Below are 16378 nucleotides of genomic sequence, written 5' to 3' on the forward strand. Positions count from 1 at the left end.
CGGTCCTGCACACCCCCGACCACCGAGAACACGTGGCGCCCGCTGAGCCAGGCGCCGACCGCTGAGCGGAGGACACATCAATGAGCCCGGCAACACCCCCGACGCACTCGACCCGCCTCCCGGCCCCGGACGACCCGGGCACTCTCCCGCTGCCCCCGGCCGCCTTCCCCGACCCCGGCGTGGAGCTCATCCGAGGCGCCTTCTACGCCCAGCGCCCGGGGTCGCGTCCCCTGTCCATGGACCTCTGGCTGCCGCGTGACCGCGGCGCGCCGGTACCCGTGGTCGTCTTCGTCCACGGGGGAGGGTGGCGCATCGGCAGGCGTGATGACCTGGGCCCGCGCTTCCGGGCGTGGCGGCCCGGCCCCTTCGCCCGGATCGCCCGGCAGGGGATCGCGGTGGCGTGCCCGGACTACCGGTTGAGCGCGGAGGCGACGGCGCCCGCGCAGCTCGAAGACCTCACCGACGCCCTCGCCTGGCTGGGAGACCGCGCCGCCGAGATCGGCGTCGACCCCGGCCGCACGGTGATGTGGGGCGAGTCGGCCGGGGGCCACCTCGCCGCCCTGACGGCCCTGACAGCGCCAACGGCGCCCACTGAGCCGGCGGCACCGGCGGCGGGCACGGAGACCGGTGCCGTTTCCGGGAGTGTCACCGTCCGGGGGTGCGCGGCCTGGTACGCCCCCTCCGACCTCACCAACTTCGGCACCGACCACCCGAAGGAGGGCTTCGACCCCCGCGACCCGGACAGCTCCGAGGCGCGTCTCTTGGGTGTCCCTCCCGCCGAGGACCCGGAGCACGCCCTGGCCTACAGCCCCGTCGGCAGAGTCGCCCCGGGGGCGCCCCCGTTCCTGCTGATGCACGGCGACGAGGACCGCACCGTCGCCCTGCACCAGTCCGTCCGCCTCGCCGAAGCCCTCCACGCGGCCGGGGCCCAGGCCGATCTCCGAACGGTCCCGGGCGGCGACCACCAGTGGCGGGCCCTGCCGGAGGGGGACGTGCTCTCCTGCTTCACCACCACCGTGGACTTCTTCCACGACCGCCTCGGCACCCCCGCCTGAAAAGGAGGTCGGCTCCCCGGCCGTTGCCCGCACGAGGGCACTGTCCCGCACACGAGGTCCTCGAATGTCGACCACGGTCGGATGCCCCGGCCCCTGCTCGTCCGGTTGGATCGTGTCACAGGCATGGGCGGGGCGGGTCCCCGCGGCGAGGGCCGGCGGACCCATTTTCGCGTCGACTTCTCTGACACCACCGCCTCCGCCGACACCGCCGACGGCGCCGCCTCCGCCGACACCGCCGACGGCGCCGCCTCCGCCGACACCGCCGACGGCGCCGACACCGCCGACGGCGCCGACGGCGCGGTCGGCCCCGGGGCTCGGGGAAGTGACCCCGCGCGAGGCCGAGATCATGGCGGCGATCGCGGACGGCAAGACCAACGGCGAGATCGCCGGGCACTTCGTGCTGTCCGAGGCGACCGTGAAGACCTACGTCGGCCGGATCCTGCGCAAGCTGGGGCTGCGGGACCGGGTGCAGATCGTCATCCGCGCCTACGAGGTGGGCCTCGCGTCGTCGGCCAATCCCCGTTGACCCTGTCCCGGCTTCCACGTGGGCGGGGTCTCCCGGCCGCCGCTTTCATACGGGTAGGGGTATGGGGTACCTTGACGGTGACGGCAGGCGGACGAAAGGCGGTGGACGGATGGAGATGTCCCCGGAGCTGGTGGGCGACGCGCTCACCCGGCTGAGGCGGGCCCAGGGGCAGCTCGCAGGCGTGATCTCGATGATGGAGGACGGCGCCGACTGCAAGGCGGCGCTGACCCAGCTGGCCGCCGTCTCCCGGGCGCTGGACCGCGCCGGGTTCAAGATCGTCGCCAGCGGCATGCGGCACTGCCGGCAGGCCCGAGAGGACGGCGAGGAGCCGCCGATGACCGAGGAGGAGCTGGAGAAGCTGTTCCTCGCCCTCGCCTGACGGGCGGCGGGCGCGGCGCGTTCGCGCGCCGTCTCTTTTTGCCCGGTCCATACCCCCCGGGGTGTGTGACTAAAAGGAATGCGTTTTAACTGAAAGTAGTCGCCGGGCCCCGGTGCCGCCCCGAGCCGATCCCCGGCCCGCCCCACCGACCGACTTCACCGATACGGAGGCCGACATGACGGCGCAGGCCAACGACGTCCACGTCATCAGCACCTCGTCCCTGGGGGACCGCAGCTACCTCGCGACCGACGGCGAGGCCGCCCTCGTGGTCGACCCCCAGCGCGACGTCGACCGCATCCTCGCCCTGGCCGGCCGCCTGGGCGTGCGCATCACCCACGTCCTGGAGACCCACATCCACAACGACTACGTCTCCGGCGGGCTGGAGCTCTCCCGGCTGACCGGTGCCGCGTACGGGGTCGCCGCCGCCGACGAGGTCCCCTTCGAACGCGTCCCGCTGGCCGACGGCGACGTCGTGGAGGTCTCGTCGTCCATGCGGGTGAAGGTCCTGGCCACCCCCGGGCACACCTTCCACCACCTCTCCTACGCCCTCGACGGCCCGGACGGCCCCGAAGGCGTGTTCACCGGCGGGTCCCTGCTGTTCGGCACCACCGGCCGCACCGACCTGCTCGGCCACCACCACGCCGAGGACCTGGCCCGCCACCAGCACGCCTCCGCGCGCCGCCTCGCCGAGCTGCTGCCCGACGGCGTGCGGGTGTGGCCCACTCACGGCTTCGGCAGCTTCTGCTCGGCCACCCAGGCCTCCGGCGACGACTCCACCCTCGGCCGGGAGAAGCAGATCAACCCCGCCCTACGCCTGGCCGCCGACGAATTCGTCCACGAGACGCTGGCCGGGCTCGACGCCTACCCCGCCTACTACGCCCACATGGGCGTGGCCAACCTCGCCGGGCCCGAGCCGGTCGACCTGCGCACGCCGGTCCAGGCCGACCCGCAGGAGCTGCGCGACCGCCTGGAGCGCGGCGAGTGGGTGGTGGACCTGCGCAACCGCAAGGCCTACGTCGGCTCCCACCTGGCCGGGACCGTGAGCCTGGGGTTGGACGGGCCGATGGCCACCTGGCTCGGATGGATGATCGAGTGGGGCGCCCCCGTCACCCTGCTCGGCGAGACGCCCGACCAGGTCGCGCAGGCCCGGCGCGAACTGGTGCGGATCGGCATCGACCGCATCGCCGCCGCTGCCGCGGGTACGCCCGAGGAGCTTGCGGCCTCGCCCGACCAGCTCCGCTCCCTGCCGACGGCCACCTTCGACGGCCTGGCCTCGGCCATGGACGGCGCGGTCCCCGACGGTCTTCCCGCCCCCGACGTCGTGCTCGACGTGCGCCTGAAGAACGAATGGGACGCCTCGCACGTGCGCGGTGCCGTGCACATCCCGCTGCCCGAGCTGGCGGGACGCATGGACGACGTCCCGCACGGCGCGGTGTGGGTGCACTGCGGCAGCGGATACCGCGCCACGGCGGCGGCGTCGCTCCTGGCGCGCGCCGGGCGCCGGGTCGTGCTCGTGGACGACGCCTTCGACCGGGCCGAGTCCGAGGGCGTTCCGATGGCGGTGGCGTGAAGGTCCTGTCCCGTAGGCCCCTGAGGCCCCTCGCGATGGCGGCCGTCGGAGGCGCTGGAGCGGCGGACGGTCCGACGCTCAGGGAGCGCGACGCAGCCGTCACCTCGACCGCCCTGGCGGGGCGGTCCGCCGCACCGCATCGGCCGCCCGTCCTGTGCGCGTGCGCTGTGCCGAGATACCCGGCCCGCGCCGCGTGCCCTCCAAGTGGATCGAGAGTGGCGGAATCACCACTATCGGCGGCGTGGAGTGGTGAATTCACCACTCTCGATCGCCGGTCCCCGTCCGGCCGCCATCACTGTCCCCGACCCGCTCCCTGCCCCCCCACCCCGAATCCTGAGCACCGAGATCGAGGAACCATGAACGAGTCCATTCCCTCCGCCCACTCCGCCGCCCTCACCGTCGACGAGCTGCGAGCGCTGAGAGAGAACGACCCCCGCGTGCGCCTGATCGATGTGCGGACTCCGGGCGAGTTCGCCTCAGTGCACATCCCCGGCTCCTACAACGTTCCCCTGAACCTGCTGCAGGAGCACCGCAACGAGCTCACGGCCGACCACTCCGACCCGGTCGTGCTGGTCTGCCGTTCCGGCATGCGTGCCGACGAGGCGCGCAAGCTGGTCGACGCGGCCGGTCTGACCGGCATCAGCGTGCTCCAGGGCGGTGTCACCGCCTGGGAGACGGCGGGCGCGCCGGTCGAGAAGGGGCGCGGCACCTGGTCCATGGAGCGGCAGGTCCGCTTCACGGCCGGGGCGATCGTCCTGGTGTCGGTCCTCGCCGGCCTCGCCTTCCCTCCGCTGACCTGGATCGCCGCGATCATCGGAGCGGGGCTGGTGTTCGCGGCGGTCACCGACACCTGCGGGATGGCCCGCGTCTTGGCGCTGATGCCGTGGAACCGCGCCGTGTCCTGCGATTCGGGGACGATGCTCACGGCGCTGACCGGCCCGGCCGCCGGGGGCTCCCGGTGAGCGCCGTCTGCCGCGTCCGCGCCCGCGTACCCGAGAGCGCGCGGGGGCGGCCGTGTTAGCGGCGCTCCTGTCCGGACTGGCCATCGGCGCCCTCATGGGGGTCCTCGGGGCGGGCGGGTCGATCCTCGCCGTTCCCGCCCTGGTGTTCGGTGTCGGCCTGTCGGTCCACGCCGCCATCCCCGCATCGCTCGCCGTGGTCGGGGCCTCGTCGGTGGCCGGGGTCCTGCCGCGTCTGCGGCAGGGCGTCATCCGCTGGCGCGTCGCCCTGGCGTTCGCCGTCCCGGGGATCCCGGCGGCGTTCGCGGGGACGGCGATCGGGCAGCGGCTCCCGGAGCAGTGGCTGATGCTCGGCTTCGCGGCCGTGATGGTCGCGGTCGCCGTGCGCATGCTCGTCGCGTCGCCGGGCGGGGGCGGGGCGTGCCGCACCCGCTCGGGCGGGGTGGACTGGCGCTCCTGCCTGCCCAAGGCGGCCGCCGCCGGGGCCGCGGTCGGCCTGCTCACCGGGCTGTTCGGGGTGGGCGGCGGGTTCGTCGTGGTGCCCGCGCTGGCCCTGCTCCTGGGGCTGGACGCGGCCGAGGCCGTGGCGACCTCGCTGCTGGTGGTGGCGCTCAACTCCGCGTCCGGGCTGGTCGCGCACTGGGGTTCGGCGCCCCTGGAGGGGGCGGGCACGGTGGCCGTGTTCGCGGCCGCGGCGGTGGTGTCGTCCCTGGTGATGGGGCGTTTGGCCCGCCGGATCCCCGCCGAGCGGCTGAAGCGGGCCTTCGCCGTCCTCGTCCTGGCCGTCGCGGCGGCCGTGGCGGGCGCGGTCCTGCTGCGGCCCGAACTCCTGGCAGGGTGACCGAGCGGTCGGCGCCCGCCGCGTCCGGTACGGGGCAGTGGCGCCCGCCTCCCCTCGGCCAGGTCCGACAGGTCGTCGGCCTGCGCCGCCCGCTCTGTGCGGATCAGCGGCCACAGATCCTCACGGCCGCTCACGAGCGGGCTCCAGTGGGCAGCACGGTGCTGGTGCCGTGGCTGGTGACGGCTTCCGAGGCTCCTCGGCCCGGTGCGCGACCGACCCTGCGAGCGCGGGGCCGGTGAAATCATGACCGCGGCACCTGGCAACTGTGCTCAGGCAGGCCGTGCTCGGACAGGCCTCTTCCTTCCCACCGGGGGAGGGGGCTTACGATCCAGGTGCTTCGAGCAGCCCGAGGAGGACCTCATGCCCGATCGCCCTGTGCCGCCGCCCGTGCCGTTCGACGCCGAGGTGGTGCCGGCTCTGCGCGCCGCGCGCGCTGTGGGCCCGCCCCTCGAAAACCTGGACCAGATCGCCGCCATCCGCGCCGCCTACGCCGAGGTCGGTGCGGTGGCCGACGAGGAACTGCGGCGCGGCGGCGCCATCGACGTCGAGGAGCGCACGGTCCCCGGGGCGGACGGGGGTCCCGACATCTCTCTGCTGATCTGCCGTCCGGCCGTCGTGGACGGCCCGGTCCCCGCGCTGTACTACTCGCACGGCGGGGGGATGGTCATCGGCGACAACCGGCTCGGCATGCCGGAAGTGGTCTCCTGGGCCGCGGAGGAGGGGTTCGCGGTCGTCTCGGTCGAGTACCGGCTGGCTCCTGAGCATCCGCACCCGGCACCCGTCGAGGACTGCTACGCCGGGCTGCTCTGGACGGCGGAGAACGCCGACGCCATTGGCGTCGACCCTGACCGGATCGTCGTCGGCGGGGGGAGCGCCGGCGGCGGCCTGGCCGCCGCGCTGGCCCTGATGGCCCGCGACCGCAAGGGCCCGGACCTCAAGGGGCAGATGCTCCTGTGCCCCATGCTCGACGACCGCAACGACAGCGTCTCCATGCGGCAGATGGACGGACTCGGCATGTGGGACCGCCCGGCCAACCACGTCGGCTGGACGGCCCTGCTCGGCGAGGCGGCCGGCGGTCCGGACGTCTCTCCGTACGCCGCCCCCGCCCGGGCCGGGGACCTGTCCGGCCTCCCGCAGGCCTTCATCGACGTCGGCTCGGCGGAGGGCTTCCGCGACGAGGCCGCCGCCTATGCCTCCGCCCTCTGGGCGGCGGGCGGGCAGGCGGAACTGCACGTGTGGGCGGGCGGCTTCCACGGCTACGACTGGACGGCCCCCGGCGCGGCCGTGTCCCGTGCGGCGCGCGACGCCCGGCTCAGCTGGCTGAGGCGGGTCCTGGGGCGGTAGACCTCGGCGCGATGGCAAGTTAGATTAGGCTCACCTAATATCGACCGCCGTCGTCGTCGACGCCTCCCGGAGAGGGGACCGAATGAGCCGGTTCGAACGCGCCGTTCTGCGGGTGCTGAGGGCCCCCGACCACTGGATCACGGTGCAGGGCGCCGCCGACGTGACGCCCAACTACCGCAGGGTCCGCTTCCACGGCCCCGACCTGCTCGCCGAACACGCCACCCCTCCGGGTTTCTGGCTGCGGCTCTGGTTCCCCAGCGGGGGCGAGGAGTACCAGCGCGGATATACCGTCACCGACGTGGACCGGGAGAACGGGGAGTTCTCCGTCGAGTTCGTCCTGCACGACGGGGGGAGCCTGGCCTCCGACTGGGCGCGCGCGGCGGAAAAGGGGGACCGCCTCAAGGCGACCGTCTACCCGGGCAAGTCCTTCTCGGTCCCGGACCCGGCTCCCGCCGGGTACCTGCTCGTCGGGGACCCCGCATCGCTCCCCGCGATCAACGACATCCTGCGCGCACTGCCTGAGCGGACCCGCGCGCGCGTGCTCCTCCAGCGCCGGCATGTCGAGGATATGGACCTGCCCACCGCAGTGCGCGAGGGCGACGAACTCACCTGGGTCGTGGAGGAGGACGGGCTGCCGAAGGCGGTCGAGGCGCTGAAGGGCGAACTCGACGGGTGGAGGGCGTGGGTGGCCACGGACGTCGGCACCACCAAGCGCGTGCGCACTCTCCTGCGCGACACCTGCGGCCTCCCCAAGGAGGCGGTCACGGCCCGGGGCTACTGGATCAAGGGCCGCTCCATGGGCGGAGCCCCGAAGCGCGACTGAGGGGGCCCAGTCGCATCCGCTGCCGTGGTGTCACGTCCCGTGCCCCCGGTGCCCCCTTGTCGTCGTTGATCTCGGGGAAGTCGGCCTTAAGAAGGCCTTCTTAAGGCCGACTTCCCCGAGATCAACGGGGGTCGGGCCGGATGCGGCCGCCGGGAGGTGGGTAGTGCGCGCCGTCGCCCTCCTCCTCGTCGGGGCCGTCGTCATCGACCCGGGCACGGTGTCGCTCCTCCTGCTCCTCGGCATGATCACCGGCGGGGTGGGGCTCGACGTCGCGACGCTCGTCTTCTTGCTGGTCGCGACCACCGCGGCCTACGTGCTCTACGCGACCTGGGTCCTCAAGCGCCGCGCCCCGTCCCGTTCCGACCGGAAATGACCGGGGCCGGGGTATTTCCGGGTGTCCCGGCCCCGCTCGTTCCGTCCCGCCCCTCCCGCCGGGCGTCGGCTCGATGCCTCGGAGGCAGGGCGGAATCCTGGCCTCGGGAAAGCAGAGCCGCGGAGAGGAGGAAGAGCGCGGTGCGGCATTCCGCTACGCGCCGTCCGCCAGGTCCCTGAGCAGGAGCGGGATCATCCTCTCTTCCATGACCGCGCGCTCGGCCTCCCGCATGCGCTCGGCGAGTGCGGGCTCCCACGGGCTCTCGGCCGGTGCGCCGCGCAAGGGTTCGGAGTCGCCGCGTTCCAGCGCGCGCGTGTACTCGGCGGCCGACATCCGCCATGGATCGGCGCCGTAGCGGTCGACGGCGTCGGACGTCGTCCGCAGGCCGGTCCAGTCGAAATCGCCGCGCCACCGGATGGCGGCGCCCCTGTCGGCGAGCATCCGCAGCAGCCGTCGGCAGGCGGCGGACGGGACCCCTTCTGTGCACACCAGCGGTGCTCCCGGGGGTGCGGAGACGGCCGCCCGCAGTACCGACGGGTTCTCACATACGAAGACCGCATCGGCCGCGGGAACGATCGGCATCGTGACGATCTGGTGCAGCGTGGCCCGGAAGGGGGTGTGCCGCTCGGCGGCCTGCGTCAGCCAGTCGGAGAGCGGGGGCGCGTCCCGCGCGCGTAGGCCCAGGACCAGCACGTGGCTGGAGAGGTCGTCGGTGATGCCCCCCGCCGACTCCCACAGGGCGCGCTCGTCCTCGCCGTCCTGCGCAGGCTCCGAATCGCTCCGATGGGCCAGAGCGCGCAGGACGAGGCCCGCGAGCGGTGTGCCGGACAGCGCCTTGGTGTCCCCCGTCGCCCGTTCGGCGAGCACCGGCAGCGGCGTCCCGGAGGCGGGCAGCAGGTCGAGTACGGCGACGGCGGCCGCGAGCAGCTCCCCGTCCCCTTTCCGGATCAGGCGGGTGAGAGTGCCGTCCGCCAGGACGGCCCTGGCCCAGTCCTGGAACCAGGCCTCTCCGGAGTGCCGCCCCGCCTCCAGCGCCTCTTCGGCGGCGCGCCGCGCCGCCTCCTCGGACGCGGCGGCCTCGGACCGCGGTGTGATGGGGCCGGCCAGTGCCTCCACGGCCGACCGCAGGTCGGTCGCGATCCCCGCGGCGGCGAGGGCATCGGCGAGCCGGGACAGCGGCACCGCGACCGATCCGGAACCCCCGGCCCGTGCCGACCCGAGTAGGGCGCGCACCGCGCGCAGCTCGGCCGGGGACGGCTGCGGGAGCCGTACCGACCCGGTCAGCGGCCGCCCGAGCTCGATCCGGCGGGCCAACCGCTCGACCAGCCGCTCCAGTGACGGGTCCCCCAGTGTGCGGCGCAGCCGCTCGGCGTCCACGGATGCTCCCGCTGCTCCCGCGCCGCTCAGAACAGGCTCCCGGTCGCCGCCTCCGCAGCCTCCGCCGCCGGCGCGCCCGCGGTGCCGCCGCTGCCCGGCCGCGGCTCGCGGGCGCTGTCCGGGCGGTCGGCCCGGGCCGCTCCGAAGCCGTCCCACTCCCAGGTGGACACATGCACGGCCGCGACCCCTTCGCGCCGCACCAGGTGGTGGGCGGCCAGCCCCGGAACGGTGCCGTAGAACCCCCACTCCCGCTCCGAGGTCATCGCCACGTCCAGGTCGAAGGTGGCCAGCAGCCCCAGGCACTTGGCGCGGGCGTCGTCGTCGACGCCGGCGAACGCCTCGTCCAGCGCCACGAGCCGCGGCGCGTGCCGGTGCGCCGAACGGTAGTGGGCCGAGGCCGCAGCGAACAGCGGCAGCGACACCGTCAGCACCCGTTCGCCGCCGGACGCCGGGCCGACGGCGCTGCGCCATCGGCCGTCCTGGAAGCGCTCGATGACGAAGCGGTGCCACGACCGGTAGTCCAGTGCCCGGCGCAGGTGCTCCTGCCAGGTTCCGCCGTGCTCGTCCGCGGAGCGGGTCCGCTCGATCTCGCGCTGCAGGAACTCGCCGACGGCCGCCCGGTCGTCGGGCGACCACAGGTCGGCGTTCTGCCGCAGCAGCCGCGCCCGGGCCTGGGCCAGCCCCGCGGGCCCGTCCGGGCTGGGCTCCCAGCGCAGCCGCAGCTTCATGCCGGTGGACGTGGGGCGCTCCTCCAACTCGGCGTTCATGGAGGCCACCTGCTCCTCGGCGTCGGCGATGAGCTGCTGCAGGTGGCCGGCGACATCGCTGACCAGATGCTCCTCCAGCAGGTCCCGCTCCTTGGCGGTGAGCAGCTCCTCCCGGTGGGAGATCTCGCCCTCCAGCAGCTCCTCCAGCTCGGCGGGGGCGCGTTCGCGCCCCTGGAACTGCACCGTGACCACGAACCAGTCGTCGAGCCCGGCCAGGGCGTGGTGGCCCTGGCGGGACAGGGCCTCGGCCAGCTCGGAGTAGGAGCGGGTGATGCTGTCCTGGGCCCGGCGCCAGTCCTCGTCGCCGCTGTCGACGTCGCGCAGCGCCGCCTCGGTCTCGCGGGCGAGCCGGACGGCGGGCGCCGCCGCCCACGGTCCCTCCTCGGGAGGGGGAGTGACATCGCAGGCCAACCGGAGGAGCCCGGTGGCGACGAAGCGGCGAAACCCGGCGATCGCGTCGTCGCGGCGCCTCTCCTCCTGGTCCAGATTCGCGGTGAGCTCCTCCGCCCGCCCTTCGGCCTTGGCCCGGGCCTGCTCGGCCCGCCGCTGCTCCTTGTCCAGTTCGCCGATCGCGGCGTCGAGCTCGGCGACGCGCCGCTGTGCGGCGTCGAGCCGGTCCCGCAGCTCGGTGACCGAGGCGCCGATCGCCTCCTGGAGGGCCTCCAGCCGCCCCTGTTCCTCGGCCGCGCGGACCTGGGCCGCGCTCGCCTGGCCGTCGGCCTCCTGGGCGGATTCGGCCGCCGCGGTGAACTCCTCGGTCCAGGTCCGCAGGTCGGCGAGGCGGTCGGCGTGCCTGCGGGCGGCCGACAGCAGCGCCCCGACTCGGCGCCGGTACTCCTCCAGCGCGTCGCGCACGGCCGTCAGCCCCTCCAGGTCGGCGGGCAGACCGGCGTCCCGGGCGGCGATATCGCGTCCGAGGGAGGCTTCCGTGTGCTCGTGCTTGGCCCGGTCGAGCTCCCCGACCGCCCGTTCCACCCGCTCCTGGGCCGTCCGCAGATGCCGGGACGCGCCGGCCACGGCGCTGTGCGCGTCCCGCAGCCCCTGGTCGGAGGGTTCGCGGGCGAGCTCGTCGGCGAGGTCGCGGCCGCGCGCGCGGACCGCGTCCGCGGCGGACCGTGCTTCGGCGAGCCGCCCCTGGGCCTCCCCCGTGAGCCGCGCCAGCTCGGCCAGACGGAGGCGGCGCGCCTCCTCCCGAGCCCCTGCGCCCACGTAGCGCGCCGTGTCCTTGGACCACGCCCCGCTCAGCGGACCGACGCTCCACCGTCCGGCGGGATCCACCCACGCGCGGGCGTCCTGTTCCCCGAGGCCGATCCCTGACAGCACGTCCGCCACCGCCTCCGGGGAGAGCGCTCGGGCCTGTGCGTCGTCGGGGTCGATGGCAGGGCGGAGCGCGCCGGTGAGCGGGCGCCCGGCCGGGCGCCCGGCGGTGAGCAGGACGTCGTGGGTGCGCCCGTCGAGCACGGCGCCGCCCGGGGTGATCCAGGCGTCGAGGAGGCCGGATGCCTCCAGGGCCGCCTCCAGTCCGGCCCGCTCCTCGGCGTCAAGGCCCGGAAGGAAGTCGACGGCCTGCCAGAGCGCGGCCCCGGGGCCGGTGCGGACGTCCGCACCGCGGGTGTGCGGGGACGGCGGGCGCTCGGTCGCGCCCGCTTCGAGCAGCTCCCGCTCGGCGGCCAGCTCGCCCAGCTCCGCCTCGGCCGCGCTGGCGCGTGCCTCGGCCTGTGCCTCCGCGGATGCAAGGGAGCGGTGCACGGCCCCGGACGCCTCCCGGACGGCCGTCCGCATGGGGTGCGGCCCGTCGAGCGTCTCGGCCCACTCCTCGACCCCCGTCTCCTCCGGGGCGGGCAGGCTCAGCTCGGTCAGCGACCGCTGGTAGGAGCGCCACTGCCCGATGTGCTCGCGGACGGCCTCGGCCAGGGAGTCCTGCGCCTCGTCCAAGCCGTCGCCGGCGGCGTCCCGGTCCGCCTCGCGCCCGGCCAGCGTGCGGCGCGCCTGGACCACCTCGCCCTCCGCACGGGCCGCCTCCTCCGCCAGCCCTTGCACGTGTGCGGCGGCCTCGGCCCGGATGTCGGCGATGCGCGCCGCCTCGCGCTCGGCGGTGTCCAGTACGGCGTCCGGGTCCGCGGCCGGCGCGGCGTCCGGCGGCGCGTCGGGGGCGGCGTCCTCGGCGGGCCCGAAGGCGATCTGCGCGTGGAGGCCGCCGATTCCGGCCCGCTCGGCGGCGCCGTCGGCGGGGCGGCGCGCCTTCGCGACCCCGGCCGCGCTCTCCTGCGCGGACGCGGCGGCCGTGTCGCGGCGCCGCGTGCGCTCGTCGAGGACCTGCGCGGCCCGGTCCGCTGCGGAGCGGGCGCGCCGGGCGGCATCGGCGGCCTCCGCGGCGCGCCGCTCGGCGTCGGCCAGGTCCTTCAGCCGGGGGTCGGTGCGCAGCTCGTCGAGCAGGGCGCCCTGCTGCGCGCGGTCGGTACCGGCCTGCTCCAGCCGTTCGGCGGCCTCGCGCTCCTCCTGGTCGGCGCGCTCCACCTCGTCGCGGACCGCGGCGAGGGCGCGCTGCAGGTCCTCGTATCCGTGCTGTGCGCTGCGCAGCTCGGCGGCCTGGCGCCGCGCCGCCACCGAGGCGTACCGGCGGTACCGCTTGAGGAAGCCGACCACTCCGCGGTGCGTGTCGCGGAGCCCGTCCAGCTCGGTCCGCTGCTGCTCCAGGTCGTGGAAGGCGGTGGCGATGTCGCTGAGCACGGCCTGGTCGAGCGGGGTGAGCGCTTCGGTGAGCGCCTGGGACAGCCGCTTCTCGTCGGGCCGCTTGGACAGCTGTGGCTGGCGGAGCTGGATGAGCAGGTTGACCATCGCCGCATAGCGCTCTTCACCGAGGTGGAACAGATGCTCGTCGAGCATCCGCCGGTACTGCTCGGCGCGCTCGACTACACGCCCGTGACCCTCGACCGCCGCCTCCAAGCGGTCCTTGGACAGCGCGGCGCCGGCGGGCCCGATGAGGAACAGGTCACGGCCGATGCGTTGGGAGGTGGTGAAGAACCACTTGCCGGCCATCCCCCGGCCGGCCACGGCCTTCAGGCCGGCGCCGACGGTGAGGAACTCGGGGTCGCCGTTCTCACCGACCCTGCCGAACTCCAGCCAGGCGTACCCGAGCCGCTCGTCGTAGCGGCCCCCCATGAGCAGGTTCCACTCCATGCGCTTGCCGCGGTCGCCGTCGGGCTCGACGCGGCTCGCGCTCAGGTCGGCGTCCAGCAGGAACGGGACCGTCAGGGCCAGCACCTTGGACTTGCCGGTGCCGTTGTTGCCGCGGAACAGCACACGCCCGTCCCGGAACCAGAACTCCTGAGAGTCGTAATAGAACAGATCGATGATCCCCGTGCGCAGGGGCTGCCAACGCTCTGTGCGGGGGACCGGGAGCTCCGGTGTCCCGGTGGCCGTCCCGCCGGTCTCCTCCATCACGAGTCCTTCTTTCCGACGATGGTGGGGGGCGCGTACCCGAACCGGGCCAGTGCGGGCAGCGGGCGGATCTCGTCCCCGTCGAGCCGGACCAGCCCCAAGGCCGCGAGCCGGTGCAGGGCGTAGGAGGCCAGCGCCCGTTCGGCACCGGGCTCCTTGGCGTTCTTGCGCCAGTGGTGCTTGTGCTCGACGGCGAGCTCGGCCATCCGGCGCTCGGCGTCCGCGACCGTCGCCGCCCGCTCCCCGTCATGGAGGCGCTCGGACAGGTACTCGGCGAGCAGGAGCGTGGCGTGGCCCTCGGTGCCCTCCTCGGGCATCCCGTAGTCGGTCGCCTCCCGTGTGGGGTCGATGAGCGCGATGCCCTCGGCGCGGACCTCGGCCAGCAGCCCGGTGCCCTCGGTCAGCCGCTTGAGCAGCAGGCCGCGCTGGACGTCCAGGTACGACCGCTCGTCCGGTGCCAGGTCGGCGTAGTAGAGGACGGGATCGTCCAGCAGGCGCCGGGTGAGCGTATGGCGCAGGGTCCGATTGCGCCCCTCCTCGGTGTCGGGGACGGGGTCGGCGGTGATCGCCGCCAGCCGCCCCTCGTGGTCCTCCACCGCCACCAGGGACGGCCCCCGGCGGGTCGCCAGGAGCACCGAGAGGACGTGCCGGTCGACGTCGTACAGGACGTCGCCGCTGCGGTCGATGAACGCCTGCTCGTCCCCGGCCACGCGGGCGAGGACGCCCAGCCACAGCAGCAGGCGTGCGACGGCGGCCAGGTCGGTCCGCTCCTCGCGGTCCTCCATGGTGAACGTGATCCCGGCCTGGGAGAGCTCCTCGTCCGCGGCCAGTGCCGCGACCCGCTCGACCAGCCAGCCCAGTGTGACCTGGCTCTCCGCCCGCTCCAGTGCGGCGAAGGCCAGGCAGGCCAGCACATAGCGGCGGCGGCTGAACGGCCTGCGGATCTGCTTGCCTCCGCTGGGCACCATCGCGGCCCGGGTTCCGTCGGACAGGTCACCGGGGACCTTCCGCAGCCGGGCGACCCCCGCGTCGGTGTACAGCGACCAGCCCGCCTCCCGGGCGAACCACTGCACCAAGTAGGCGGAGTGCGTGCGGACCAGGGCGTACTCGGTGTCGTGCGGGGTGAGCAGGGGGCGCCGCAGCAGCGCGCGGACGGCGCGGCGCCGCTCCTCGTCCCGCTGGGCGTCCAGGACGTCGGTCAGCGCGCCGCTCACCGGTCGGTCTCCGGCGCGGACCCGTCGGACTGCAGGTCGGTGACGGTGATCTCGTGGTCGGGTCCGCGAAGGACGCCGTCCTCGACCTCCACCACGGCCACCCCGCCGACCGGTCGCAGTTCAACGGACAGTGCCCCGTCGGAGGTGCGCGTGCGGACCACCCCGTCCGGGCCGGGCGGCCCCGCGGCCAGAGCGTCCCCCAGCAGGCGCAGGAACAGCGCGAACTCCTCGCGGTCCAGGGCCGCAAGGTCGCTGAGGCGGGTGGCGCGGCCGGTCGCGAGGCGCTTGCGGGCGAGTTCGGTCTGCTCGCGCTCGGCGGCGATCTCGCGGGCCAGCCGCTCCTTCTCTGCGCTCCGGTCGTGGACCTTGCGCGGGGCGCCGCGCCGGGTGTACCGGCCGGTCGAGCGCAAACGCGCGGAGACCTCAACCCGGGGGGCGTCGAGCCAGCTCGTGGCCGCGGGCACGTCGGCGGGGGCGGTGCCCGCCTCGGCGGTCAGGTGCCGGGAGGTGGACAGCCCGAACGCCGCCCGCCACAGCCGGTGGGCCTCGTCGTCGCCGGGGACCTGCGCGAACCACCGGGCCAGGGTGCGGAAGTCGGCGGACCGGTCGCTGCGCCCCGCCCGGCGCTCCTGCAGCACGCTGACGACGGTCAGCAGGTCGGGGATGGCCTTGCGGGCGCGGGTGCGCAGGAGGTCGGCCTGGCACGGGTGGGCGCGTCCGCCGACGAACCACGACCAGAGGCCGGACCACCGGGCCTCCCAGGAGGCGAGGCGTTCGGAAACGGCGGCACCGAGCGGGGCCGGCTGCGCGGTCGCGGCGCCCGCGTCGGGGACCGCGTCGGCCGCCTCCCGCTCGGCGGCCAGAGCGAGCAGGCGGGCGGTGCGTTCGGGCGGCAGTGCGCGCAGGGTCGTGGCGATGTCGTGCTGCTTGACCACCAGTTCGGAGACGAAGCGCTCCAGGTAGGTGATCAGCCGGTCCTTGTAAGCGAGGAACGCCGCTTCGTCCACGTCGTGGAGGTCGATGGTGCGCTGCAGGCCGCTCATGAACGCGCTCGCGTTGGCCGCGAGGCTGTCCAGACGGTTGGCCAGTTCCAGCAGCAGGTTGTGGACGATGGCGGGGTCCGGGTTCTCCGGGAGCTCGGTCAGCGCGCGCAGCCGCACGCGGATGTCCTCCAAGGCGACGGCCTGGAGCTCCCCGCGGCGTCCGATCTCCTCCTCGTAGACCTCAAGGGCCTTCTCGGCGGCCTCGCCCTCACGGCTGAGCTGGTAGAGGTAGCGGGCGCGGTAGAAGTCCTCGACGGTGGTGACCCGGCCGGTGTCGGGGTCGGCGCGCAGGTTCCCCCAGTCGGCGAGGCTGGTGAGGGCCTTGTCCACGGTCTCCTGGTCCGTCTCGGAGCCGCCGTCGCGGCGCAGTGCGTCGGCGACGTCCTCCGGGCGCAGGTGGACCAGGAAGCGCCGCTTGTTCTCGACGAACGTGCGCATGACCCGCCGGTACAGCTCGGCCAGGGGAGCGTCGAGGTGGGCGAACGGCCTGGCGGACGAGGGGGTCATCGACCTCCTTCGGCGGGGGAGGGAGCTCCAGGATGCGGCGCCCGGTGCCGACCAGGGAGAGACCCGGGGGGAGGGCGAGCCGGATGCGCGGTTCCAGGGTAGGGGAGAAGGGGACGGGACGGCGGCCTACGAGTGAGGCGGGGCTGCGGAGTTCGGCTC

At 74.6% G+C, this 16378-nt stretch carries 13 protein-coding genes; 9 read left to right on the plus strand and 4 right to left on the minus strand.

The window, feature by feature from the left end; translation table 11 throughout:
• Positions 1-80: 80 nt before the first annotated feature.
• From C892_RS0111180 to C892_RS0111220, 9 genes are all read left to right on the plus strand, one after another.
• The gene (locus tag C892_RS0111180; protein WP_017557254.1) at positions 81-1055 is read left to right on the plus strand and encodes an alpha/beta hydrolase; all 975 of its coding nucleotides are present in this window, start codon (positions 81-83) and stop codon (positions 1053-1055) included.
• Positions 1056-1377: 322 nt separating this feature from the next.
• Positions 1378-1581, plus strand: coding sequence for a response regulator transcription factor (locus C892_RS0111185; protein ID WP_017557255.1), 204 nt, complete (start codon positions 1378-1380; stop codon positions 1579-1581).
• 109 nt (positions 1582-1690) lie between these two features.
• Positions 1691-1960: a metal-sensitive transcriptional regulator gene (locus C892_RS0111190; protein WP_017557256.1), complete on the plus strand. Its 270-nt coding sequence runs from the start codon at positions 1691-1693 to the stop codon at positions 1958-1960.
• Between the two features lie 175 nt (positions 1961-2135).
• Positions 2136-3530: an MBL fold metallo-hydrolase gene (locus C892_RS0111195; RefSeq protein WP_017557257.1), complete on the plus strand. Its 1395-nt coding sequence runs from the start codon at positions 2136-2138 to the stop codon at positions 3528-3530.
• Positions 3531-3886: 356 nt separating this feature from the next.
• Positions 3887-4492, plus strand: a complete 606-nt coding sequence (locus C892_RS0111200) for a rhodanese-like domain-containing protein (RefSeq protein WP_017557258.1) — start codon at positions 3887-3889, stop codon at positions 4490-4492.
• 52 nt (positions 4493-4544) lie between these two features.
• Positions 4545-5330, plus strand: coding sequence for a sulfite exporter TauE/SafE family protein (locus C892_RS0111205; RefSeq protein ID WP_083934358.1), 786 nt, complete (start codon positions 4545-4547; stop codon positions 5328-5330).
• A 360-nt stretch (positions 5331-5690) separates the two neighbouring features.
• Positions 5691-6674, plus strand: a complete 984-nt coding sequence (locus tag C892_RS0111210; protein WP_026124299.1) for an alpha/beta hydrolase — start codon at positions 5691-5693, stop codon at positions 6672-6674.
• 82 nt (positions 6675-6756) lie between these two features.
• Positions 6757-7497 carry a siderophore-interacting protein gene (locus C892_RS0111215; RefSeq protein WP_017557261.1) on the plus strand — a complete coding sequence of 247 codons (741 nt, stop codon included), beginning with the start codon at positions 6757-6759 and terminating at the stop codon, positions 7495-7497.
• A 163-nt stretch (positions 7498-7660) separates the two neighbouring features.
• Positions 7661-7870 (plus strand): hypothetical protein, encoded by a 210-nt coding sequence (locus tag C892_RS0111220; protein WP_017557262.1) that lies wholly within the window; start codon positions 7661-7663, stop codon positions 7868-7870.
• A gap of 153 nt (positions 7871-8023) precedes the next feature.
• Here the strand turns inward: C892_RS0111220 and C892_RS28780 are convergent, their stop codons facing one another.
• Genes C892_RS28780 through C892_RS0111240 form a run of 4 tightly spaced genes read right to left on the minus strand, consistent with a single transcriptional unit; the run spans position 8024 to position 16219 of the window.
• Positions 8024-9247 carry a TIGR02679 family protein gene (locus C892_RS28780; protein WP_017557263.1) on the minus strand — a complete coding sequence of 408 codons (1224 nt, stop codon included), beginning with the start codon at positions 9245-9247 and terminating at the stop codon, positions 8024-8026.
• A gap of 26 nt (positions 9248-9273) precedes the next feature.
• Positions 9274-13455 (minus strand): TIGR02680 family protein, encoded by a 4182-nt coding sequence (locus C892_RS0111230; RefSeq protein WP_017557264.1) that lies wholly within the window; start codon positions 13453-13455, stop codon positions 9274-9276.
• A complete protein-coding gene (locus C892_RS0111235; RefSeq protein WP_017557265.1) occupies positions 13455-14669 on the minus strand; it encodes a TIGR02678 family protein in 1215 nt (404 codons plus the stop codon). The genes C892_RS0111230 and C892_RS0111235 overlap by 1 nt, the downstream gene beginning before the upstream one ends.
• Positions 14666-16219 carry a TIGR02677 family protein gene (locus tag C892_RS0111240; RefSeq protein ID WP_017557266.1) on the minus strand — a complete coding sequence of 518 codons (1554 nt, stop codon included), beginning with the start codon at positions 16217-16219 and terminating at the stop codon, positions 14666-14668. Before C892_RS0111240 ends, C892_RS0111235 begins: the two co-directional genes overlap by 4 nt.
• Positions 16220-16378 lie beyond the last annotated feature (159 nt).

This window comes from Nocardiopsis baichengensis YIM 90130 (assembly GCF_000341205.1).
GTDB classification, from domain to species: Bacteria; Actinomycetota; Actinomycetes; order Streptosporangiales; family Streptosporangiaceae; genus Nocardiopsis_A; species Nocardiopsis_A halophila.